We start from the raw sequence: 23,319 nt of genomic DNA on the forward strand, positions 1-23,319 counted from the left end.
TGTGATTTACAACTAAAGAGATAACTGAAGAAGTCCCTGTTGAGTAACAAACAGGGACTTCTTACTATGCAAGTGCGATAATTATTGAAGTTTATCGCTTACTGTCAGGAATATCACCAAGACAATGGTATCCATAGGGATGTCATCAAAATTCCAGGTACCTCTCACCTCTACCCGATCTACTTGATTGAAGCTGCCGTGGCAAGTCTCTCCTGAATCTCTCGATTAATCCGGTTGCGCAAATTGATAATATACTGCTCATTGCGAGGATATTCAGAGAAGGTAATTGGCTCTGCCGAAGCCTCCTCAATAATGCTCATCACGAATTCCTTAGAACTTAGGCTCTCCAGAAGCTTCATCGCCCGAAGGTCATACAGCGCTTCGCGGAATACTTTGAGCCGGATAGAAGTGACCGGAGTTCCATCTACTCCCGGATACACCAGAAAGGCATCGCCGGAAGGGAACCCACAGCCAGCATCAGTTACTGCATAGGGATTGATCGCATGAATGGAGAACTGTGTATACCAGAAGTTGTAGCCCCAATGCAAGAAACCGGCGATATCGTATTTATAGAGCTGGGTAGCGATGATCCGATTACGACGGCTCGGCATGGCCATGAAGCGATTGCTTACCTTGTTATGCTGGGCGCAGCAGTAATAGGTCCACAGATTCGGCACCTTCGCCTCGATAAACGCATCAATATGATCATTTGCCGGAATAGGAGTCTTGATCAAGCCTTTCTCGTAGAACTCGTAATCAGATAGCGCATCGATCATCTTATAACCCTGCAAATACGGTTCCATGATTTCACAAGCCTGGCGGTAGCTGTCCAGCTGCTCCAAGTTCGGTTCATCTGATATATGAAAATAACAGCGCTCCTGAATTCCCCACTTCTCTAGAACCGAGGTCAACTGTGGCAAGAAAGCATCCAGGAATTTACGGTACTCTGCCCCCCCGGCATCTGTATCCCAACCGAATATAGCCCGCTTTTCCCCGCCGATACTGGCGATAATCTTTGGAGCGGATACCGCTCCCCACTGCGTGAATAAATGGGACATCTCGAAATATTCCATACCTGTTCGTAGAGCCATATCTACGAACCTTTTTAATCTCTGAAAATCGAATGAATAATTTCCTTCTTCATCTACATGGACCTTAATGAGTTGGACGGTAGGACGCTCACCCCCGATCTTTGTATCGAGCGGTGGTGTGAACAACGGAGTCAGAATCATATTCATACCGTGCTCGGTCGCTGTCTTCATGTAGTCTTCTATCAGTGTCCAATGTGGCTCGCTTAATTCCTCTACCCCGTAATGCGTGCTTAGGCAATCATAATGGAACCAGCCTGTATGAATTAACGTCTGCTTAGGAAGCACAGCATCGATCAAGGAGATGGTATGACTGACCTCAGCCAGCTCTGTTCCGTCTTCATAGAGGAAGCGAATGATTACCGTTGCATCCTGTAGTTCGACGTCTTTTGCGAACTCCGCTTCCACCCAAATACTCCGCCATTGTCCCGGCAGCACCTTAATATTGCCATCTATTAGCTCCAGCAACGGATCAGGGAATAACCCCGGCTGCTTCGTCAAATAATCCTCATCCGTCTTCGGATAAACCGGCATCTCGGAAGGGACTACTCCTACCATACTAAGCTTCACATTTATCCCCGGATTTGCTGCCGCTTCGACACGAAGATACTGCGCCACGGCAGCCTCCTCCGGATCTATGTAATAAGCAAGCTGGTACGAATACTTCTCGCCACGCAATACAGATTCGACCAAACTACAAGCTGCGTTCGGTTCTTCATGAAGAAACACTTTTTCCAGAGAGGATAGTTTCTTGACCTTGAGGTTCATAGATTCGAACAGCCTCCAGTATGAAGTATTTTCCTATATCTATCGTTAATCCTAATGGTACTCTCCGGAAATCACAATGTAAACGTTCTATATTGACTTTTCAGGTCTATCCTGCTTCATCCTCGCGAACTACAATGAAGGACAGGCGACTCATCGACTGCCCTTATCTGTAATCTCACTATCGTCGTATTTATACTGGTATTGTAAGCATCTACCTTACGATCGAACACTGATAAAATTGCATTACGGCCTCCTGCCGCTTAGCAATGACTCTAGTTAACCAATTTTTCGCTATAGGCCGGCCCCCTTGCTTTTGTGTGTTTTTCACCCCTCCTTTACCCACTCCGTTTCATTCTTCCGACATATGATAATCCATATATATCGGGTATTTAAGATAAGCAGGGATGTTTCCTAAGGAAGGAGGTTGTAACTTGCGAATTATACTCTTGTGCGGGGGATCTGGTAAAAGGCTGTGGCCTTTATCCAATGAGATTCGCTCCAAGGTGTTCCTTAAGCTATTGAAATCCGAAGATGGGATCAGAGAATCGATGATAGAACGGATATGCCGACAATTGGATAAGGTGGGGCTGCTTCAATCCACATGTATCGTTACTCATCACAGTCAAGTAGAAATTACGCGTAACTATGTTGGCGATCACATCCCTATCCTGGCCGAACCTTATAAAAAAGGAACCTTCACAGCCATCGCTTATGCCGTATGTTATCTTCATGAGAAGCTGCAAGCAGATCCGAGTGAAACGATATGTGTAATCCCGGTAGATACTTATGCAGATACCGCGTTTTTCCGGATGCTTCTTCGCTTTCCGGATGTTCTTTTGCATTCTAGAGCAGATCTCGCTCTCCTCGGTACAAAACCTACTTATCCTTCCAATCAGTTCGGCTATATCGTTCCTGTTCTGCCCAAGGGGAATGACGAATATTTTTTTATCCACCAATTCATAGAAAAGCCTAACGAGCAAACGGCCCGTCGCTTAATCGAACATCACGCGATGTGGAACTGCGGCGTATTTGCATTCCCCTTGAAGTTCATGCTGAAGTATTTGGAAGACAAGGGGCATCCGACCCAAGTTGAGAATTGGCTGGCTAATTATGAACAACTTGCAAATGCCAGTTTCGACCGGGAAGTCGTGGAGCACACACTGCCTGCTGTTGTCATGGGATATGACGGCTATTGGAATGATCTTGGGACTTGGATGACGCTAAGCGGTCATTTCGAGGATCATGTGATCGGGTCAGGGCGAATATCTGACGACTCCTCTAATACCCATCTCATTAACGAACTTCCTTATCCCATCGAAATTATCGGCGTCTCTGATCTCATTGTTGCGGCAAGTTCTGATGGAATTTTGGTCGCGAACAAGGAAAAATCCAATCAAATCAAGGAAATACTCACACAAGTTCGGCAGATTCCAATGTATGAAGAGAAAAGATGGGGCTCTTATCAGGTACTGAAATGCTGGAAAGATGAAGCGGGAATTGAAGTCATGATCAAGAAGGTACGCTTCGCCCAAGGGAAATATACGAGCTATCACCGGCATCTCGGGCGACAAGAAATCGTGACAATTATAACAGGTAGTGCGGATATCCTAATGGAAGGTAAACAGTATAAGCTACAGGCGGGTGATGTTTTACAAATTCCGGCCGGCATCAACCATGGAATAAAGGCAGTTACTAATCTTGAGCTGATGGAAGTTCTGTTGGGAAAAGAACTTGCTCTGGAGGATATTGTTCATATTGCGATGGAGTGGTAGGGGGTTCTAGCACATCACCCCTACAGTAATGTTACTTGCTCCAGCAATAGCTGATGATCTCGGCAGGCTTGATCGTCTTAGCTACCTCAGCCGCTACCGGCTCTTCCAGCAAGTTGCAGCGATGAGGAGTGAGACCGGCGATTGAGAGGCTAACCGGCTGTTCTGTTCCCGTCATGTTGAAGCCTCTGGTCACGAGCTCATCTGAATGCTCTTTACGTTTGAATGCAGTCAGTGCGAAAGCATCTCCTTCGATCTTCATAAATTGATGCTCGGCCGGATAATGTCCCGCATGTTTGGATGATGTTTGGTAGCAGCTGAAAGGAATCTGGAAGTTCATCGCTTCATGGAAGGTCCTCAGCTTATCTGTTTCATCACCATGAAAGGATAGCGCGAATCTGACTCTGTTCTCTCCAAGACACTGTGCTTCAGGCGTCGGGAAATAACCCCAGTCGCCAAGCTCGCCTACCGAGCGAAGCAGCGTCAGCGCAATTGTCCCTTGCTGCAATACTTCATATTCATTCAGTCCGAAGTTCGCTACCGTCACACCGTGCTCATCGTTATGCACATTAATGAACGAGTGCTGATGCTGCGGATTCGTCGGATTTTTCCAAGCCCGGTCCACCTTGTTAGGACGTTGCACCACCTCATAGATGCTCTCTGCCTCATGATAAGACGTTTCGATTCCGGTAGGGAACAGCACCCGTAGACGGTGATCCTTCATCTGATTGTTAAAGTTGGTTTCAAATTGAAGCTGCCTGCTCCCCTTTAACAGCGTGATCTTGGTCGCAAGCTTCAGGATCGCCGTCTCTTTGGAACGCTGAGCCTTGCGATGACGGAATTCGATGACAGCCTTCTTTTCCTCTTCCAGGCGTTCATCCGCGGAAATCGGAATTTCCAGTTCCTGCTCAACTAACACTTCCCCGACAAAGGCGTTTGCCGTTTGGATGGAGACAGTAGCTTTTTTACATAAAGAGAGGATCGCTTTGTCGCCTTCAGGCTGTTTGAAAATATACTCATTTCCGATATCGCCTGTATCTTCAAATACCATCAGACCTTTATATCTCTTTCCGGTCTCTTTGTTCAGAACTTTCAGAGAGCCGTCTTCCTGAATGCTTACCTTAAGGAACTCGTTCTTAAGTACATACCCCTGCTTCCTGACAATCGGATTACCCGATTGCAGATCCATGGATGCACCCTCCATTAATGCGAACGACTTCCAGCCCATGGCTGGCATTTGTTCCATGAATATGCGGACCTTCACATACCGTCCCATGTAAGGCTGGCGGAATTTATCCTTAGGCAGGTCATATCCGAAAGCAACGCCTTCATCGATAATCTCGGCCGCTATCTTCTCCCCTCTGATATTCACTACCCTTAACTCCGGGAGTTTCGTCTCCTTGAGCTTATAGTACAGCCTGGACGGAACCCCTTCGGTGAAAGGCTTCCTCATCCACTCAAGCGTTATCTCGGCCACTCCCGTCTTGGCGGAGCCTGCCGTATTAAAAATAACAAAAGGCTTCGATCCTTCAGGGAACGCGCTGGTATCGATTTGGGCCAGAAGCGCCTCTGCCGCTTTATCGGCTACAAATTTCCCGAGCTCTTTCGCTTTCTTGAAGCGGGTAACCATCTCCCGATGCACCTCATCTACGCTGCAGCCGCAAATGCTGTCATGCGGATGATTCTGCATCAACGTCTTCCACGCATATCGCAGCATATCATGCGGATACTGCCCGGCAGACGGGTAAGCCATTGTTGCTAGCGGCTCCGCGATATTCTCCAGTTGACGCTGCACCTCGGTGTTCATCTGCTTCAAATAGATCCGAGCCGAAGCCGTATTAGCCAACGTATACCAGCCGCTGGTCTCCTGACTGGTTAATTCGCCAGTTACCGTGCTCAGGTTCTGCGGCAAATCCGCTCTCAGTGCGTCGATATATTCCTCGAAATTGCTATGGATAAACTCGACATCCGGATACAGCTCATTCGCAACCCGGATCGCGGCGGACAGATCCTTCTGTACCGGCTGATGATCGCAGCCGTTCATCATAAGCAGATGATCCGTAGAGGCATATCGAACAGCTTCGTCCAGCTTCCGATCCCAGAAGAGCTTGGCCTCCTTCCTGTTCACCGGAATCTCATTCCCATTGCTGTACCAGTTGGCAAACAGCAGACCGAGAATCTTTGAGCCGTCTGGCCCTTCCCACCACATCTCGGAATATTGCGATGCATATTTCTCATCGTTAATAACGACATTGTTGAAACCCGTCGGCTTTACTCCGCGTCCAAAAGCAGCAACATCCAGTCCGGCTTCCCGCATCATTTGCGGCGTCTGCCCCATATTCCCGAATGTATCCGGGAAGTAGCCCAGCTTGACTGGAGTCCCCCACTTCTTACTCTCCTCGAATCCGATCAGCATATTGCGGGTATTCGCTTCGCTGCTAATAAGGAAATCATCCTGCAAAATGTAGAACGGGCCGATTTTCAGGCGTCCTTCACGAATGTATTTCTCCAGCAGCGGTTTCTTCTCAGGGCGAACCTGAACATAATCGTCGAGAATAATCGTCTGTCCATCGAGATGGAAGCTCTTGAATTCCGGATCGTTCTCACACAGCTCCAGCAGGTCATCGACGAGCTGGATCAAACGCATATGATGCTGCTCGTATGGCAAATACCATTCACGATCCCAGTGGCTGTGTGATATGATGTATACTTTTTTCATTCTTTCTTCCCCCTATTTATCATCCGGATGTCGAAAGCCGGGATTAAATTTCATCGGCAGGACAGTTGCCGTTTCCATTTATACCGATAATTTGTATCATATCGAAACAGTAATTATAGGGTGTTTAAACCATTTCTTCTTACGGAGGTAAGCTAATGCAGAGGACAATAGCTGATGAGGGAATATCCATTATCACCTGCACCAAACGCCAGCAGTATATAGAAAATGCGTTTGGAAATTATGATGCGCAAACATGGAAAGCAAAGGAACTCATTATTATTTTAAATAATGATGGGATGAATATTGAGAAATATAGAAGAAGAGCACGGAAACGTGAAAATGTATCGGTTTATCAACTGCCGGAAAATACATCTTTAGGTGAATGTTTGAATTTTGGCGTGGATAAGTCCATGTTTAATTACGTGGCAAAGTTTGATGATGACGATTATTACGCGCCTGATTACTTGACAGATGCTATGCATGCATTTCAAAAATCCAATGCAGATATCGTCGGTAAGCGTACGCATTATGTGTATCTTGAAGCTTCTAATCTATTGGTGCTCCGCTATCCTAAAAACGAAAACAGTTTTGTTTCCTCTCTTTCCGGCGCAACGTTGGTGATCAGAAAAGCAGTCTTTGATAAAGTGCGGTTTCCGGATCGAGATTTGGGCGAGGACAGCAGGTTTTGCAGGGAATGTGACAAATTGGGTTTAAAAATGTTCTCGGATTACAAATATAATTTTGTTGCCATTCGCAGAGAGAATGCCGAAGATCATACATGGCCAATTACTGAACAAAAGCTGATATCTTTATCTAATGTTCTGATTATACCTTTTTCAAGAAAATTCCAGGAATATGTAACAAAGTCTGCAGAGATTAATGGATAGAAGGAGACAACATGAAGAAAATACTGGTTCTCAATCATTTTCCTACTGTCTATCCGCCACGGAGCGGGGGTACGTTGCGATACTACCATATTTATAATCAACTTAGCGCATATTACGATATTACTTTATTATCGCAATCGCTCAGCCATTCAGGAGATATGGTACAATTTTCGCCGACCTTTAGAGAATATAGGGTTCAGAAAGACCCTCTTTACAAACAGATTAGTACAAGGATTCAAAATAGGGAAATAAACTATGAACTTTCTTTGATCGTCAATATGAAACTTTCCCGAAGAGCGACAATATATAAACAATATTACGATGACTTATATGAAGAGAGCGACATCATCATTCATGAATCTCCTTACTTGCTTCGTTATGACCGTTATATGGGGGCAGATCATAAGCCAAGAATCTATAACAGTCATAATCACGAATATTTGTTGGCCGAGCAGATTTGGAAACACGAAACGGCAAGAATACACCTTCAAGCCGTCTATAGACGGGAGAAGAAATTAGTTCAAGAAGCGGATCTCGTATTTGCCATTTCAGAGATGGAAAGAAACAGCTTTCTTTCATTGTATAACCCCGATCCTCAAAAAATAAAATTAGCGCCGAACGGTGTAAATCCTGGGGAGTGGTACCAAAGAAAACCCGGATCCGGCACTGAGATTAAAGCTTTATTCATTGGAGCGAACTATCCCCCTAATATTGAAACCGTCCGTTATATCATCGATCATCTGGCGGATCAGTGCCCTGAAATACAGTTTATTATTGCGGGAACCTGCTGCAAAGCCTTCGGAATATCCACAAAATCTAATGTCCAATTATTAGGCAAAGTCAGACATGAGCAAAAACTGGAACTATTCGCTCATGTCGATATAGCGATCAATCCTGTGTTTGTAGGGGCGGGAGTTAATATTAAAACTATAGAATTTTTATCAGCCGGCATCCCTTTACTATCTACCCCGTTCGGAGCCAGAGGACTGAATCTTGTCGATTCAAAGCATTATTTCAGAGCGGAAAAAGAAGATTTCGCAGACAAGCTTAAATTAGTTTGCCGGGATGAACAACAGCTGCAGAAGGTCGCTGCACAAGGGCAAAAATACATTAATGATAACTATTCATGGTTCGAATCCGCAAAAAATCTAAAGAAAGAAATCGATCAGTTAAAAATATGAGGATCGGAGCAAACAAATGAAAATTGGTATAAACTTGTTGCATTTTTCGAGAGAGAGATTCGGCGGAGCGGAGCAGTACTTGAAAAATTTAATCCGGGAGCTGGCAGACCAGGACGGGTTAACGTTATTCCTCTTTCTTAAGCGGGACCGAAATATTTTCCCTGATCATCCCAGAATAGAGAAAGTTGTATTACGCGACTACCGAAATAGTTCCCTCATTTATGAAGCTATACAGCAGCGCCGGTTAGATTTATGGTTCTGCCCCCTGCACAGTTCGTATGTTCCGGACATTCCGGTTCCGACCGTCGTAACCATTCACGATGTGCTCCATACTTTCTATCCTGAATTCGTTCCCGGAGGATTGGAGGAGAATAACCGGTATTATCAAAAATTTCAGGCATCCTTCAATGCAGTAATTACCGTTTCCCAATTTTCCAGGACAGCCATTATCGAACGCCTACACATTCCACAGGAGAAGGTACATGCCATTTATCTGGATGCGCCAGAGCCGTTTCATGCCTCTCTGGACGAGAAAATGAGAGCGGAAATCAAAGCCAAATACCAATTGCCCGATCATTATGCGCTCTATCCCGCAAGCTTTAGTCAGCACAAAAATCACCTTACTCTAATGAAGGCGCTCCTCATTCTCAGGGACAGGTACCACGAACGAATCCCGCTTGTCTTATCGGGTTACTGGGAAGAGAGCAATCCTGCTTACCAGGCTGTTATCCATTTCATTAAAGATCATGCTCTGGAAGAGCAAGTAAAAATCGTAGGATATATACCAGAGAAGGAAATGCCTTATCTTTATCTCAATTGTACTTTTTTAGTATTTCCTTCCCTTCATGAAGGGTTCGGGATCCCTTTAGTAGAAGCGATGAACACCTCAACCCCGATTGTTTGCTCCTACGCTGGAAGCATTCCCGAGGTCGCAGAAGACGCGGCTCTGTTGTTTAACCCTCAGAATCCCGAAGAAATCGCACTGAAAATGCTTAAAGGATTAGACCCGAAGACGAGAATAGAATTAATCAAAAAAGGTACCGAGCGGGCGAGAGCATTCTCCTGGGAAAAGTGTGCGCAGGAAACGTTGCATGTTTTTCGGAGCGTTCTGCCTGGTTCATGATTTCCCAGTGCCCATTACCTTTTCAATAGTTTGTATTAATGCCATTCCGGCTTCATCCCAGGAAAGCGGCAGCATATTTTCCCTGCCTATTCTTCCTTTTTCCTGGCAAAGATTCGGGTTTTCGTATGCGTATCTCATGGTCTTCTTCAAATCTCGAATATCTGGTTCCGCCCATAGCTGTCCTTCTTCTTCAAACCATTCGCGGTATATCAACGCTATCGCCTGTTCACTGTTCATGCTTATCCCTGGATATTTCAGCTTATAATCGATCAGGAACGAATTTTTTTCATTCAAAAAATCCATTTGTCCGCCCCATCTGGTAGCGATCACGGGAATGCCGCTCGCTAATGCTTCCATGAATGGCATCCCCACGCCTTCTCCTCTCGTAGGAAGAACGAATGCATTACCGAGCGTATAAACACCTGTAAGATCATTGTCTTCAAGTACACCTGCGAGAACAATCAGAGGGGCTGTTTCATCACCGAAACCGAGCTTTTTCTTATATTCAGATATTTTGTGCTCTACCGATTGTCTTTTATTTCCGTCCCAATATTTTTTAGCTGTTTTGATCACCAATGCTACACGATCTTCTGACGTAAACTCTTCCCAATAAGCCCTTAATAAAGTTTCAGGATTTTTTCGGTGATTAAAATCGAATACCGAGACAAAAGTAAATTTCCCTTCCGCTTCTTTTATGGCCAGCTTCCTGTTTTCGGGTTGAAACTTATTCGTATCCGTCCCATGCGGAACGAGAAAAACCGGGGTGTGAACACCGCTATTGTTCATGATCTCCAGATTATGATGGCTTGGGACGCAAGTCGCATCAAACTGATCGATCGTTGATAACCATGAATTGGGTATTTTCGCTGCCTCCCAGACGGTATTCAGAATCAGATGATCGAACCGTTTTCTTTCTCTTCTAGGATTTATTTTCCACGGCGGGGAGTGATAAATTAGAATTTTTCGTTTATCTGTTGCATCAGGTTTTTCAAAGAGATGGTCTAATTTTTCTTTCATATGTCCGTCCATTTCTGTGAATGGAGGGCCCCATTTATAGGTTTCAATTTTCACGTCAATACCTTGCCTATCCAGTGCAAAAACGTATTCCCTGCTTGCCGCTCCATATCCAGTAGCATCGTATACCGGACCTCTCCATACAACTTGATAATCTACCAAGTCCATTCCTCCCTTATGAATTAATGACTTCTTCGACGGCCACCGGATGTTGGGCTAGCTGTCACGCACTGATTATGAAAATGAGCCGTATATATAATATATAAAATTTTTAAAAAAACGTTATTGAATATTACTATGCAGGGGGGGATTATTATCAACCGTCATTTGTCGTATTTGGATGTAATGGATACGCTGCTCGGTCCCTTGCCTACACGAAGACAAATGAACCGCATACCGCGAATTCCGGGACAGGTTAAAGTAAAGATTCGTGTAGAACGAACCATGCCGTTTGAATTTATAAGTAACGTAATATCCCCTTTTATTCGTTTATGGGATGCGGAAGAATCCTTTGAGCTGTCACCGTATGATACGTCTCTCTCATCTATTGGCGGTGATGCCGGCGCCGATGTGTTTATTCTTTGGCTGGACTGGAGATTGTATCGCAAATCCATGGCAGTTAAAGCAACCTGCGATTGGTTAAAAGAAAGAATCGTCACATTAAGGAGCAAGACGGACAAACCGATATTTGTCAACAATTGGCCTGAGCAATATGAGCCAGAAGATATGCTATTCAGTGCCAAAACCGGAAAACGCATTTGGGTTCGCCTGTTCAATGAAACGCTGAACCGTCTTTCCGAAGAAGTTCCAGATTGCTGGATCATTGATCTTTCCTACATTTCTCTAGAACACAGCGGAGCTTTCTTCGACGATAGAAATGAGAAGGTAAGCAATCATCCTTTCTCCGATCAAGCAACGATTTCGATCGCTCGTCATTTGGGAGTGCGTCTGTTACCTGCCGTACTGTTATCCAGAATCAAAGCGATCGCATTAGATTTGGACGATACGTTATATGCCGGAGTTTTGGGAGAGGACGGTATAGATGGTGTCGCTTTAAGCGATGCTCATATCAGGTTGCAGAACTTGTTATTGCGGTTGAAGCAGTCAGGTTTGATGTTAACGATATGCAGCCGAAATGAGGAGAAAGATGTACGGGAGCTTTTTCAAAAAAGAACGGATTTCCCATTAAACTGGGACGACTTCGCTGCCGTATGCGCCGACTGGAATCCGAAACCGGACAATTTGATCGCTTTATCGCATAAGCTTAATATCGATCCGTCCGCAATGCTGTTCGTTGACGACAACCCGGCAGAATTGCTGAAAATGGCCCATCATGTACCCGCTGTCCGATTGCTTCGGGCCGATCCGGCGGGAGAACAAACTTTGATTAAAATTTCCAATTACCCTGGTTGTTATCAACTGATTCAAGATGACAGCGCAGCTTTGAGAACAGTCGATATACAAGCCAACCATACCCGAACAAAGCTTAAAAACCAGGCACTTGATTATATTTCTTACCTAAAAAACTTGAAAATGGTCGTACGCATACATGTCAACGAACCCGCCCACATAAACCGGGTATTTGAATTGAGCCATAGAACAAACCAGTTTAATCTTGCGCTACGGCGGATGAGTTATGCGGAAGTTAAACGTGCAATGAATGGCAATGACTATTTGACAATGACCGTTCAATTATCCGATAAATTATCGGATAGCGGTATTATTGGCGCATTCGTATGCCGTATGGATCAGGAAAAAGCAACACTTATCGAAGTTCTATTCAGCTGCCGGGCATTGGGCAGAGATATCGAAACGATCGCCTTTGTCTGCTTGCTGAAGCGACTAACGGAGCTTGGCATCAAACAATTAAGCATAGTAGTACAGGAGGGACCGCGAAATACTCCGGCACGCGAATGGCTGCAACAGTTCGTAATTGACCCTGTTGCAGATCAGAGCGTCACGGACTTGTTGGCTCTTGCCAGCGTGTCATGTGCAAGACATCCTGTGAAAGTGGAGGAGATCACATGAAGGACGAATTACGCAGCCGTGTATGTGCAGTAATGGCTGAAGTTTTGCAGATCCACGGCTCGTGCAATGTCAATATCATTCGGGGCAATACGGAACAATGGGACTCGCTTAAGCACTTGGAATTAATCCTGGCGCTGGAAGAGGAGTTCCAGGTCAGATTTACCGCTGAACAAGCGGTAAACATTCATAGTCTTGAGGATATTGTAACTATATTGGGAGGAAGCTGATGAGCCATTCCATAACTGTCCAACATTTCGGAATTAAATTGAGGCCGGTTAGATTGGATGATGCTGATTTCATTTATAAGTTGCGACGCGATCCGAAATTAGCCGCATATATCGGCGAGTTCGATGAACAATTCTCGGCTCACATAGCATGGCTGGAAAGATACTTCGAACGGGAAGACGATTATTACTTTTGCATCGAGCCTGCCCATTCCAGTAATCCTATAGGAACCGTAGCGATTTATAATCGGAACGGAAATACGGCGGAATGGGGCAGGATTGTCATCAATCCGTTGTATCCTGCCGCTCCGGCCAGCGTATGGCTGATGTACCATGTAGCTTTTGATATTCTCGATTTAGCCAGCGTATTCTGCAGAACTGTCATCGATAACAGACACGTTGTTTCTTTTCATGATAATAGTGGCGCCCTTAGGTCGGGAATAGAACCGGGAGGTATTACCATTAAGGGCATCTCCATGGACACGGTTATCCATACAGTCACGGCCGACAGGTGGCCGCTTGTCAGAAAAAGGCTGGAACCTGCTGCCAAAATCGCTGAACGGTTCTTCATAGGGGAAGTGATCTGAATGTCGATCGAATCTAATGAATTCACTTTTCATCACATCGGTTTAGCCTGCCGTTCATTGCTCCCCGAATTCAAAATGCACGAAGCTCTTGGATATACGGTAGAAGGAGCGGTATTCCATGATCCGCTCCAAAATATTAACGGCATCTTCATGGTTCACGGTCCTATGCGCATAGAATTGATAGAACCGGCTGGAGAACGTTCTCCTGTACGCAATATTCTGGCAAGAGGGATCAAAATGTACCATCAATGTTTTGAAGTTGCCGATATCCAAAAATCGCTCTCCAATCTGGAAGCTCAGGGAGCCCGCATGATCACTACACCGGCTCCGGCCATTGCATTCGATGGACGCACCATTGCCTTTCTCATACTTCGTACGTCGCTGATCGTCGAACTTATACAGCAATAAATAGGAGAAACTTTGCTTCTCCTATTTATTGCTGTAGTTTTGGGGACAAGCCATGTGTTCAGCCTTGCTGAAAATGATAAACTTAATGCAATCTCATTTCCTTTCCCCACTCTTCAATTTTTTCTAAAAAAACCGGCAATAATGTGATTACTTTTCTGTCCAATCCCTTTTTGATATGAAAATATAAATCGTATTCCAATACTCGCTGCAAATAAGCCATTTTATATAGTTCCATCGGATCTTTCTTAAATTTCACCCCATGTTTCTGCATTTCATTAGCGTATAACTGGACACACTTCCTGAGTATACGGTCCTCGTCTTGCTTGAAATCCTGACGATACCCGAAGAAAACACCGATTAAACTGACCATATCAAACCAACACGGAATATATTGGGCAGATTCCCAATCCAAAAATTTGACGTACCATTGACTTTCGTTCAAATTGTTACATCCGACATTTCTCATTTGAAGGTCGTTATGAGTGATGCACTGTCCCGCTTCGATCACTTCAGGAAAAAATATCGGGCCCTTTTTATATATTTTTTGTAGCAGATGATAGTGTGGTTCCAATACTGCGCTTAAGTCAGCTTGTTTCATTCCTTCATCCAGATAGCGCAACGTTTCTCCCATCATATGCTCTCGTTTCTTTACCATCGTATCCGAATGGTAAAAAGGCAACCATTCTTCATATAAATCTGCATGCCATTTATTGAACGTCCGGGAATGCATCTCTGCTAATGCAGGGACAATCTTCATAAAATATTCGGGATGAAACTCTGTTTGCTCACTGATCGGCTGGGCATGTTCCGTAAGCACCCAAACGTAGTCGTCATCCGAGCGAACGCTATAAATTTGCGGCATAACGTCCTGCATTGTCTCTCTGAGTTTACTATATATGTTGATTTCAATTTCATTCCCTGCTCTTCCCTTTTTCATGATTTTGAGAATAACCGGGAATGACTGCTTCCCGACAGTCACTTGCAATTCCCAGACGCCGCTTTTGAAATGAGGATACCCCAACGTGTTTTTTAAACATTTCGTTTTATGTTTATCTAATGTTCCGTCTCCGCCGAAAAACTCCCTGAAACTTTTGTCAAATCCGTATTCTTCCCATTCTTTATAAATCACTTCTTCATTGATTTCATCGCCCAATATCGTTACTCCTTTCTTAAAGTGCGTGTTCAAAAAGGTCAGTTTTCAAAGACTTTTTGAACAACCTCTTAAATATGCAAAATTTGCTCCTTCCACTGTTCTGCACAGGCATTAATCGTAAAATGTTTTCTTGCCACCTCTGCCGCCCGCTCTTTGATTCTTGCCCGAAGTAGACGATCTTCGATCAACTGTTTCATCCCCTCATACCATCCCTCTTCCGTATGGGGTACAATGATTCCGTTCTCCCTGTGAACGACCCAATCTGTATAGGCTGGTGAAGAAGAATAAATGCCAGGAATCCCGCAAGCCGCGTATTCCCTGAACTTATTATTCGTCTTGCAATGATTGAAAGGAGTATCATCCAAAGGCGCGAGGCCGATGTCCCAATTGGATTGATATAGTTTACGAATGAACGTCCTGTAATCCGCTTCCGGATTATTGTAAGAAACGGAGGGATGCTGACTCAGAGATTCCGGCACAAAACCGTAGAACTCCAATTTTATAAATTTGCCGTACTCATTCAAGATCTTTAGCAAAGCCGGCACAACGGCAACAAAATCTTGTTCCTTATTTGCCCCTTCATATCCGATGACAATGACGCTGTCATTTTTCGGTTTTTTCTCTACTTGTTCAATCCAGGCAAAGTCCACACTTGCTGGAAAATAGATAACATTGGAGTTGTATTTTTCAACCAGTAATTTTCCGAAATAAGGCGCGTCAACTTTCACAATGTCCGCATTTTTCAAAAAATCAGCAAATGCTTTTTGCCTGTCCGGATGGGCGTAATATTTTCCTATCGAGTTGGTCTGAGGCAGTGCTTCATAGTAATCGTCTATGACATAAACGGTACGCTTCCCCAGAATGCGGGCTAGCTCGAAGTATTTGTAAACTCTGGGTTCGACGCTTCGTTGAACAATCACGATATCCGCATCGGCAACATGCTGTTCTGTGACTTCATGTTTGCTCTTTACTTCAAAGGTGCAATGCCCCTGAGATTCAAGCAGGCTTAACGGTTGACGAATCCCAATTTGATAAGACGGCAATCGTATCGCGCTAATGATCAGTACTCGGACCGTTTTCTTGGTTTCTGACAGTATGGTGCTTTTATCGATATTGCTATGTTCAGATGATTGCACTTCTCGCCCGGTTGCTCGCACGTCTCTAAGAGCCCTCTGATACCCCGCCTCTCTCCCTTCGGTAAATCCTCGGGCCTGACCTGCACGATAACCTAAATGATAAGAAATAGGATAGCGTGATTTTTGTTTCATAAGAACCCCTTTTCCGATTCTATTGTTTATGCGAAAAACCCGGAAAAGAAGGACCTTGGCAGCAACTGAAAAAGCCTCCGGCATTCAGCTCCCGAAAAGTTCCCCTCTCCCCTCTCAGCAGTTTTCACGCCAATATTAGGACTGAAAACAACGAACGCAATCGATAACCCGTTCCACATCTTCATCTGTCATGTTCGGATGAATGGGCAGCGTCAAAAGTCTCTTCCATATGTTGGAGGAAACAGGAACGCTTGCTTTCAGATGAATGTAAGCCGGTTGCAGATGACACGGATAGTAATGAACGCCCGGTGCAATATTATGATCCTGCAAATGGCCAATTAATCTGTCCCTGAGTTCTTCGTTCGCCAGTTTGATTTGAAATAAATGCCAGGAGCTATGTGCATACGGCTTCTCGTACGGAAGTTCAAGCCATGAAATGTTAGCGAGTGCTTGTTGATAACGGCTTGCAATTTCCCTACGCCGACCGTTAAGTTGTTCCAGTTTGTGAAGTTGCACAACACCGAGTGCGGCCTGGATGTCATTCATATGATACTTGTATCCGACTTTATCGACAAAATATTTCCAGGCATAAGCCCTTTCGCGTGACGATCTTGTCCAAGTATCTTTAGAAATACCGACCCATCTTTTTTCCCGTACCTTGCTCGCCAGCCACTCCTCATTGCAGGCGATTCCGCCGCCTTCTCCACAGGTCAAATTTTTGACGGCATGAAAACTAAAGCAAGTAATATCGCTGATCGAACCGATAGCGCGTCCCTTATAGAAGGCGCCACATGCATGCGCCGCATCTTCCACAACTTGAATCCCTTTGGTAAGCGCCAATTCTCGGATGGCATCCATATCACATGGGTGTCCTGCCAGATGGACAACAATGATCGCTTTCGTCTTTTCTGTAATTTTCCTTTCAATGTCGGCTACAGAAATATTCACCGTATCTTTCTCGACATCGGCAAAGACAGGCGTCGCTCCTACATAGCTGACGGCATGAACGGTAGAAATAAAAGTCATCGGCGGTACAATCACTTCATCTCCCGGTCCGATGCCGAGCACTTCTAACGCTAGGTGCAAAGCTGCTGTCCCGGAATTCAGCGCGACCATGAAGCGGCTTCCTACATAAGCAGCAAACTCCTTTTCAAATTGTTCGGTCTTCGGACCCAATCCTAGCCAGCCGGACTTCAATACATCGACTACGGCATCGATTTCTTCTTGCCCGATGCACGGCTGCAATACAGGAATATGCTTGGAATTCAACCACTATCTCCCCTTTATTTTCATTTAAGAGGTTGTTTAAAAAGCCCACCTTTATCAGTGAGTAGCATTGGGCAGCTTAGTCGACATTGAATCTTGAATTCAGCCGGATCTAAGCAGATGCTTACGAAGTCCTGTTTCCTCCAGAAACATCTCAGGTAATCACGTACCCAAAACGTACGCTCTGCTCTACAGCCCTTAGCTTCATCCAGCCTACTGGGTGCTGAAAGTCTGACTTTTTAAACACACACTTTATGATAAAATCTGACTTTCCCAGTTATCGACACAAGTTTCAATGGAGAAATGGCTCCTTGCGAAAGAACTCGCCTGTTCCTTTATTTTTTGGCGTAATGCCGGATTCTCGATCATTTGTTTCATGCCTTCGTACCATCCTTCCTCGGTATGCGGTACGAGATATCCGGTCTCACCATGATTTACCCAACTTGAATAAGTAGGCATTTGACTGTAAATTCCGGGAATCATGCAAGCCCCGTACTCACGAAATTTATTATTGGTTTTGCACTGATTGAACAAAGTATCTGCAAGCGGAGCCAGACCAATATCCCAATTTAATGTATACAATCGATGAATGAACCGACGATAATCCTGTTCATAAGGGAAATGGGTAACGCCTGGGTATCCGCGTAAAGACGCAGGAATAAAACCGAAAAACTCAATTTTGACAGCCCAGCGGTATTCCTTGAAAATTCGTTTGATTGCTGGAATAACCGGTTTGAAATCATCCTCCTTGTGTGATCCTTCATAACCAATCACAATTCGCCCGTCTCTTCGTGAAGGTTTTACTTCTTGATCCAGCCATTCATAATCAACCGTTGCCGGAAAATAGGCCACACGTGGATTAAAATGCAAGCGAATATAGTCTGCGAAAAACTCGGAATTGACATGAACGATGTGGGCATTTTTCAAAAAGTTGATGAAGGTTTCCCGGCGTGCGGGGTCCGCGTAGTAATCGTTAATTTGAGTTCCTGCACGGATTTCCAGAAAATTGTCATCAATACAATAGATGGTCCGTTTCCTCATCTCATGTGCCATTTCAAAACATCGATAAGCATGGGGTTCAACATTGCGAACAAATATAACAATATTGGCAAATTCAATATCTTCCCGGCTTACGGTGTCCTCCGTTCTTACGCGAAAATTGTATCGACCGAGTTTTTTCAAATGATTAAACGGGTGATAAATCATCATTTTTAACGACGGCAAATCCTTACTGGCCGTAATGACTAGAGCGATCGGCAGTAAAGTGTTTGGATGACCACGGGCAATCCCTTCCTGATCTCCCCCCTCGTATCCGGCATTATGGCCTCGATCGTATCCATTTTCATATGAAATATTTTCGTTTTGTCTATTGGCAATTATATTTTTTGACAGAATACCTTGCCTTTCCATAAATGCCTCCTTCTTTTAGCGCCAGATACTAGCTTATCAAGGTTCAATCTTTCTGATTTCCCTGTTCCGTTCCTTGTGCGTATCCTTTGTTGAAGCCTTCGTCATACGCCTGGTCAAACCCCTCATTATAGCCCTTATTGTATAAGTATCTGTTGATTTTTCTCCCTGTCTTCCGCTGTTTGACTGCATTTATATTGCTCTTACTCCTGTTGACAGTTCTGCCTGCAATGCGTTTCTTCGCTATGATTCGGCGTCTGGTAGAAGGTGTCTTTTTTTTTCGAGTGCGAATGATGATCACCTCCTTTCGATTCCTCATAGCGAATATATGGAATCGTTTACTATATTTCAAAAATGTTCTATCTATTATAAATAGAGGTTAATCGAAGAATCCGTTAATAATAAACTTCGATAATCAATTCCGTGGTATCAAATTTTGCGATAATTATTTTTCGGGATCAAGACGGCGTATCTGTTTCGCCGCCTCATCCATCTTGCCGTCCAACCGTTAAAATATACTATTCCTGAACATATTCAATGTACCGGGTGTATTCGTCCATTTTATTCCCGTTGGCTATACACCTTGACCCTGATCTTGAATTCCCAAATGATCGTTGATTTGCCGATACGTCCATTTTCCCTCTAATTGCAAGCGAATTGCTTCCATCTTGAGTTCCTCAGAATAAGTCTTAAACTTTTGACCTTTAACAGCCATAAATAAATACACCCCTAGAAATTCATTGGTTAAACCAAGGGGTTTTTCCAATGTCTATCTAAGGGGTGCACTTCATAACAAACAGGGACTTTTTATCGCCCGGAGGTCGTATAGTGCTCCGAAAACCAATGAATCATCGGCATTGAATAACAGGGGATTACGCTTACCCTTATTCGGATCCAATAACAAACACGTAATATTCCAGAACTGCCTCTTGCAGCTTCTTCTTATAGTCCTTCGGTGTGCCGTCTTTGTTGTAATCACTGAACGTCCGCGATTGCTCGGCCCGCTGCAGCAAATCAGTGGCGGAGGCCTTCACCAGCATGATCTTTTGTTTTAGCATGTATCCATACAAATTATTGCTGTCCAGCTCTTCCTGCTTTACCTGCTCCGGATCTTCAGCAGCTGCGATATACCCAGCTACCTCTTCAGTAAGCCGATCATACAAACCTCGGTAGGCTGCGATATCAAGGCGATCCAATGTCTCTGTTGTCACGCTCTGCCTGGTCAGTTCATCTTCAATTGCTTCCGCTGCCATAATCGATTTAAGCGCATGGTACCGGATCATCTGATTATTTGCCTTGAAATCGGCAAGATCCAACTCTCGCTGCTTCATTAACGACTGATGCAAACCAACTGTGAAGCCTTCCACAAGCGGCTCCCATTCCTCCAGCAGAACCTGCAACTGCTCATGCAGCGTTTTCCCCTTCGCCAAATCGTCATCGACATAAAATCTGAACCTGTAATAGGTATCGATTTCGCCTAGCGTCTTGACTAGACCCTCCAGCGTCGGAGCAAGCTTAGTTACGGCGTCATCGACCTCGGGTAGGGCAGGCTGTTTATCGGTCAATTCCATGTACTCTGCCAGTTTATTAGCCTCGGTAAGCTCCAGATTTACGCCCCGGTCCAGATGAGCCTCTTTCTGTAGATCTAACGTTTCCTTATGCCCAAATCGTTCTCCATACCGCTCCAGAACATCAGCTACTTGACCATGGATATAGATATCCAGAGCGATATAGCCAGCATATTTCCGCACCGTCGCTTCCGCACCGGAATTTTCCTGCGCGGAGACTGCCTGCTCTGATCCTCCCGACAGGGTTATCTTCGATTTCTCCAGCGGCAACCGGCAGGATGAGAGCAGTAGAGCCAGGAGACTTAGAGATACAATAATGTTCCATCTTACTCTCATGCTTCTCATCGAATTAATCCACAACCGTTATTCTAATACTGTTATTGTATCCATCCACGAGGAAGGAGACCTTGCGGTCAAACGACGACAGAATTGCATTACGTCCGCCTGTCGTCACTTTGCCTTCTGTGTCGCTGTTAATCTCCGGATTCTGTTCACGCAAAATTCTGAGAATGTCGGTTGCCGTAACTTTTACTCCTTCTATACTCATCTTGAATACTGGGATAGTCGCCCATTCTTCTTTCTTACGCCGATCGGCATCCTGAGAATATTCAAAATAGTGCTCAATATCCTCAGTCAGCGATTGATACAGCCCCTCATATTCCTTAACGTCGAAGTCCAGAATGTTATCATCTCCGACCCCTTTATTGTAGAACGCCTCCTGAATCTCCTGTGCCCCTAATACGATCCTCAGCGCATGGTAACGTATCAGCATATCTGCATCCTTCAGCTTCTCCGCTTCCGCATACTTGCGCTCATACGTGATCTCCGCAAATTCTTCATTGAATTGCTGTCCTACCTCTATGTACTTCTCAAACAATGAAATAAAACGCTTATGTAATTCACGGCCTTGTTCAAATTTGTCATCGACATAGGTTTTCGCTGTGTAGTAGCTTTGAATATCATTATTCGCATTCATCATATCTATGATGATTGGCATTAACTCTTTCACTTTCTCATCCGTTACACCATAAGAGGGCTCAGCCGAGGCAAAATTCAATGTTTTGCCGGCTCCCTCGATGATGCTTGGAATGAACGGTGTAGTGCTGAACCCGTCGAACTTGTCATCCATGTAAATTTCCTGCTCCAGTCCGAACTCATTCACATAAATGCTGAAAATACTATCATAAAAACCTCCGTTGATCTGGTTGCTCAGTTCGATATATGCATTATACTTGTTCGTATCCTCCGCTTCGTCTCTAGCAGAAGCCCCTTTACGATCCCCCGATGTAGGCAGGCTGCAGGCTGTCGTCGCTATCACGAGCAGCATAATACATAGAAACCAATTTACAACTTTCTTCATTACTTTCTCTCCCTTTTTGTCGTAATAGCGGAGTTCATGTCTCCGTACTATAGTTATATCGGTCGAAACAGCGAATTGGTATAATTTTCGTCTATTAAAATTCTTTCTTATGATAGATAAATACCCCGTTATCACCAATGAATTTCAATTTCTAAAAGGTTCAACATGATTTCACTCCTATCATTCGTATTCAGAGCATAACAAAACAACACCGCGCGCTACGAACTGCGCGCGGTGTTTCTATCATATTGCCGTTAGTTTGTAAAAACAGTTATCATTTCTGAACAACCGTGTATCCTTTATCCTCCAACAGTTTGATAATTCCATGCTCACCCAGGTAATGGGCTGCGCCAACCACGATGAAATACTCTTCTTTATTGCTGTTTTTTAAGTATCCGTCAATTTTATCAGCCATTTTAATGTTTCTGTCGATCAGCATCGCTTTGTTATATTCCCCGTCAGAGGCAATGCTATTTGTGAACTCCAGCAGTTGCTCCTCGCTTCCTGTTTTCCACATCTCAGCCATCTTCTCAACAGTGTCATCCAACACATCAAAATTGTCCAGGACATCGTTGAGATTTTTCTCCTGCAACCCCTTGGAGAAACCATCTAGCATACCAAGCTGAGATTCATAGGATTCCAGCTCCAGCACCGAAATTTTACGTTCAATCGCTTTCTGAATAAAATACAGGTCAATCCCCGAAGTCGCCTCGTACCCGGCCTTTACCGATTTCAAACTGTTGATCGTTGTTCCTACAACCCAAGGTTTAAATGCGTCCAAAGCATCTGGCTTCATGCCGCTTTGTTCCAGAATTTTTCCAACTTTAGCATAAGTCGCGCTGGACACATGATCCTTCAGCGTTGTTCCATCCTGATACATACTCATATCCATAATCACTTTTTGCTGCGCCTCGTCGGCTGCTTTGCTTAGGTCAATCTCTACACCCAGATAGTCGGCCTCTGCAAAAGCTTTTTCAACTTCTGGACGAAGCGGGTAGAAGCTGTCATTGGCAATATGCATGGAGCCTACCAAATATACTGTATTGCCATTGTTCTCTACTTCCCACATGAATCCGCGGCCACCAGTTTGAGTGGATGCGCCTGCTTTGGAAGCCAACAGAATCGTACGCGTCTTGGCCTCCCAGCGAACCTCATAGCCCGCTGCGTCGCCAATTACCCGAATAGGGACATATGTCTCGCCATTGATTCGTTTGAGCTTACTTTTTAGTGTAATCGTTTGGCCATTTACTACCGCGTGAATCGTGTCATCTGCCACATCCGTAAGCTTCGCATCCATGGCTTGAAGCGTCATTCTCAGTGGAACATATGTTGTCCCCTGATCGATGACCGGTGTGCCTCCGGTATAGTTGACATTTTGATCATTCACTTTGACTGCTGGCTGCTGAGGAGCAGCCATGGTAGCAGGAGCTGTTGCGATAATAAGCCCCGCCGAGATAATGATTGATAAGAACATACGCTTCCAATTTTTCACAGTTCAACT

At 44.6% G+C, this 23,319-nt stretch carries 19 protein-coding genes; 8 read left to right on the plus strand and 11 right to left on the minus strand.

The window, feature by feature from the left end:
* Nucleotides 1-179: 179 nt before the first annotated feature.
* Nucleotides 180-1,856: a DUF4091 domain-containing protein gene (locus ABD014_RS00450; RefSeq protein ID WP_343855956.1), complete on the minus strand. Its 1,677-nt coding sequence runs from the start codon at nt 1,854-1,856 to the stop codon at nt 180-182.
* Between the two features lie 431 nt (nt 1,857-2,287).
* Here ABD014_RS00450 and ABD014_RS00455 point away from each other — a divergent pair, with 431 nt between their 5' ends.
* Nucleotides 2,288-3,628: a sugar phosphate nucleotidyltransferase gene (locus tag ABD014_RS00455; RefSeq protein ID WP_343855957.1), complete on the plus strand. Its 1,341-nt coding sequence runs from the start codon at nt 2,288-2,290 to the stop codon at nt 3,626-3,628.
* A gap of 31 nt (nt 3,629-3,659) precedes the next feature.
* Here the strand turns inward: ABD014_RS00455 and ABD014_RS00460 are convergent, their stop codons facing one another.
* A complete protein-coding gene (locus tag ABD014_RS00460; protein WP_343855959.1) occupies nt 3,660-6,344 on the minus strand; it encodes an alpha-mannosidase in 2,685 nt (894 codons plus the stop codon).
* A gap of 155 nt (nt 6,345-6,499) precedes the next feature.
* Here ABD014_RS00460 and ABD014_RS00465 point away from each other — a divergent pair, with 155 nt between their 5' ends.
* From ABD014_RS00465 to ABD014_RS00475, 3 genes are read left to right on the plus strand one after another with little or no spacing between them, the layout of a single operon-like run.
* The gene (locus tag ABD014_RS00465; RefSeq protein ID WP_343855961.1) at nt 6,500-7,231 is read left to right on the plus strand and encodes a glycosyltransferase; all 732 of its coding nucleotides are present in this window, start codon (nt 6,500-6,502) and stop codon (nt 7,229-7,231) included.
* An 11-nt stretch (nt 7,232-7,242) separates the two neighbouring features.
* The gene (locus ABD014_RS00470; protein ID WP_343855964.1) at nt 7,243-8,412 is read left to right on the plus strand and encodes a glycosyltransferase family 4 protein; all 1,170 of its coding nucleotides are present in this window, start codon (nt 7,243-7,245) and stop codon (nt 8,410-8,412) included.
* A 16-nt stretch (nt 8,413-8,428) separates the two neighbouring features.
* Nucleotides 8,429-9,535: a glycosyltransferase family 4 protein gene (locus tag ABD014_RS00475; protein WP_343855967.1), complete on the plus strand. Its 1,107-nt coding sequence runs from the start codon at nt 8,429-8,431 to the stop codon at nt 9,533-9,535.
* Here the strand turns inward: ABD014_RS00475 and ABD014_RS00480 are convergent.
* Nucleotides 9,530-10,711, minus strand: a complete 1,182-nt coding sequence (locus ABD014_RS00480) for a glycosyltransferase (protein ID WP_343855970.1) — start codon at nt 10,709-10,711, stop codon at nt 9,530-9,532. The genes ABD014_RS00475 and ABD014_RS00480 overlap by 6 nt on opposite strands.
* Nucleotides 10,712-10,834: 123 nt before the next feature.
* Between ABD014_RS00480 and ABD014_RS00485 the strand changes: the two genes are divergently transcribed.
* Genes ABD014_RS00485 through ABD014_RS00500 form a run of 4 tightly spaced genes read left to right on the plus strand, consistent with a single transcriptional unit; the run spans nt 10,835 to nt 13,796 of the window.
* Nucleotides 10,835-12,577 carry an HAD-IIIC family phosphatase gene (locus ABD014_RS00485; protein ID WP_343855972.1) on the plus strand — a complete coding sequence of 581 codons (1,743 nt, stop codon included), beginning with the start codon at nt 10,835-10,837 and terminating at the stop codon, nt 12,575-12,577.
* On the plus strand, nt 12,574-12,804 hold the full coding sequence (locus tag ABD014_RS00490; protein WP_343855974.1) for an acyl carrier protein: 231 nt from the start codon (nt 12,574-12,576) through the stop codon (nt 12,802-12,804). Before ABD014_RS00485 ends, ABD014_RS00490 begins: the two co-directional genes overlap by 4 nt.
* Entirely contained in the window at nt 12,804-13,388 is a 585-nt protein-coding gene (locus tag ABD014_RS00495) for a GNAT family N-acetyltransferase (RefSeq protein WP_343855977.1), read from the plus strand. Before ABD014_RS00490 ends, ABD014_RS00495 begins: the two co-directional genes overlap by 1 nt.
* Nucleotides 13,389-13,796 (plus strand): VOC family protein, encoded by a 408-nt coding sequence (locus ABD014_RS00500; RefSeq protein WP_343855980.1) that lies wholly within the window; start codon nt 13,389-13,391, stop codon nt 13,794-13,796.
* Between the two features lie 82 nt (nt 13,797-13,878).
* Here ABD014_RS00500 and ABD014_RS00505 read toward each other — a convergent pair whose 3' ends face one another.
* From ABD014_RS00505 to ABD014_RS00540, 8 genes are all read right to left on the minus strand, one after another.
* A complete protein-coding gene (locus tag ABD014_RS00505) occupies nt 13,879-14,949 on the minus strand; it encodes an aminoglycoside phosphotransferase family protein (protein ID WP_343855984.1) in 1,071 nt (356 codons plus the stop codon).
* Between the two features lie 68 nt (nt 14,950-15,017).
* Nucleotides 15,018-16,301: a glycosyltransferase family protein gene (locus tag ABD014_RS00510; protein ID WP_343855988.1), complete on the minus strand. Its 1,284-nt coding sequence runs from the start codon at nt 16,299-16,301 to the stop codon at nt 15,018-15,020.
* A gap of 51 nt (nt 16,302-16,352) precedes the next feature.
* Entirely contained in the window at nt 16,353-17,486 is a 1,134-nt protein-coding gene (locus ABD014_RS00515) for a DegT/DnrJ/EryC1/StrS family aminotransferase (protein ID WP_343855992.1), read from the minus strand.
* Between the two features lie 249 nt (nt 17,487-17,735).
* Nucleotides 17,736-18,893, minus strand: a complete 1,158-nt coding sequence (locus tag ABD014_RS00520) for a glycosyltransferase family protein (protein ID WP_343855996.1) — start codon at nt 18,891-18,893, stop codon at nt 17,736-17,738.
* A 571-nt stretch (nt 18,894-19,464) separates the two neighbouring features.
* Entirely contained in the window at nt 19,465-19,605 is a 141-nt protein-coding gene (locus ABD014_RS00525; RefSeq protein ID WP_379337113.1) for a hypothetical protein, read from the minus strand.
* A gap of 169 nt (nt 19,606-19,774) precedes the next feature.
* Nucleotides 19,775-20,803, minus strand: coding sequence for a DUF3829 domain-containing protein (locus ABD014_RS00530; RefSeq protein WP_343855999.1), 1,029 nt, complete (start codon nt 20,801-20,803; stop codon nt 19,775-19,777).
* 4 nt (nt 20,804-20,807) lie between these two features.
* Nucleotides 20,808-21,818 carry a DUF3829 domain-containing protein gene (locus ABD014_RS00535; protein ID WP_343856006.1) on the minus strand — a complete coding sequence of 337 codons (1,011 nt, stop codon included), beginning with the start codon at nt 21,816-21,818 and terminating at the stop codon, nt 20,808-20,810.
* A gap of 274 nt (nt 21,819-22,092) precedes the next feature.
* Nucleotides 22,093-23,310 (minus strand): TraB/GumN family protein, encoded by a 1,218-nt coding sequence (locus tag ABD014_RS00540; protein WP_343856008.1) that lies wholly within the window; start codon nt 23,308-23,310, stop codon nt 22,093-22,095.
* Between the last annotated feature and the right edge of the window lie 9 nt (nt 23,311-23,319).

This window comes from Paenibacillus motobuensis, from assembly GCF_039521865.1.
GTDB lineage: Bacteria > Bacillota > Bacilli > Paenibacillales > Paenibacillaceae > Fontibacillus > Fontibacillus motobuensis.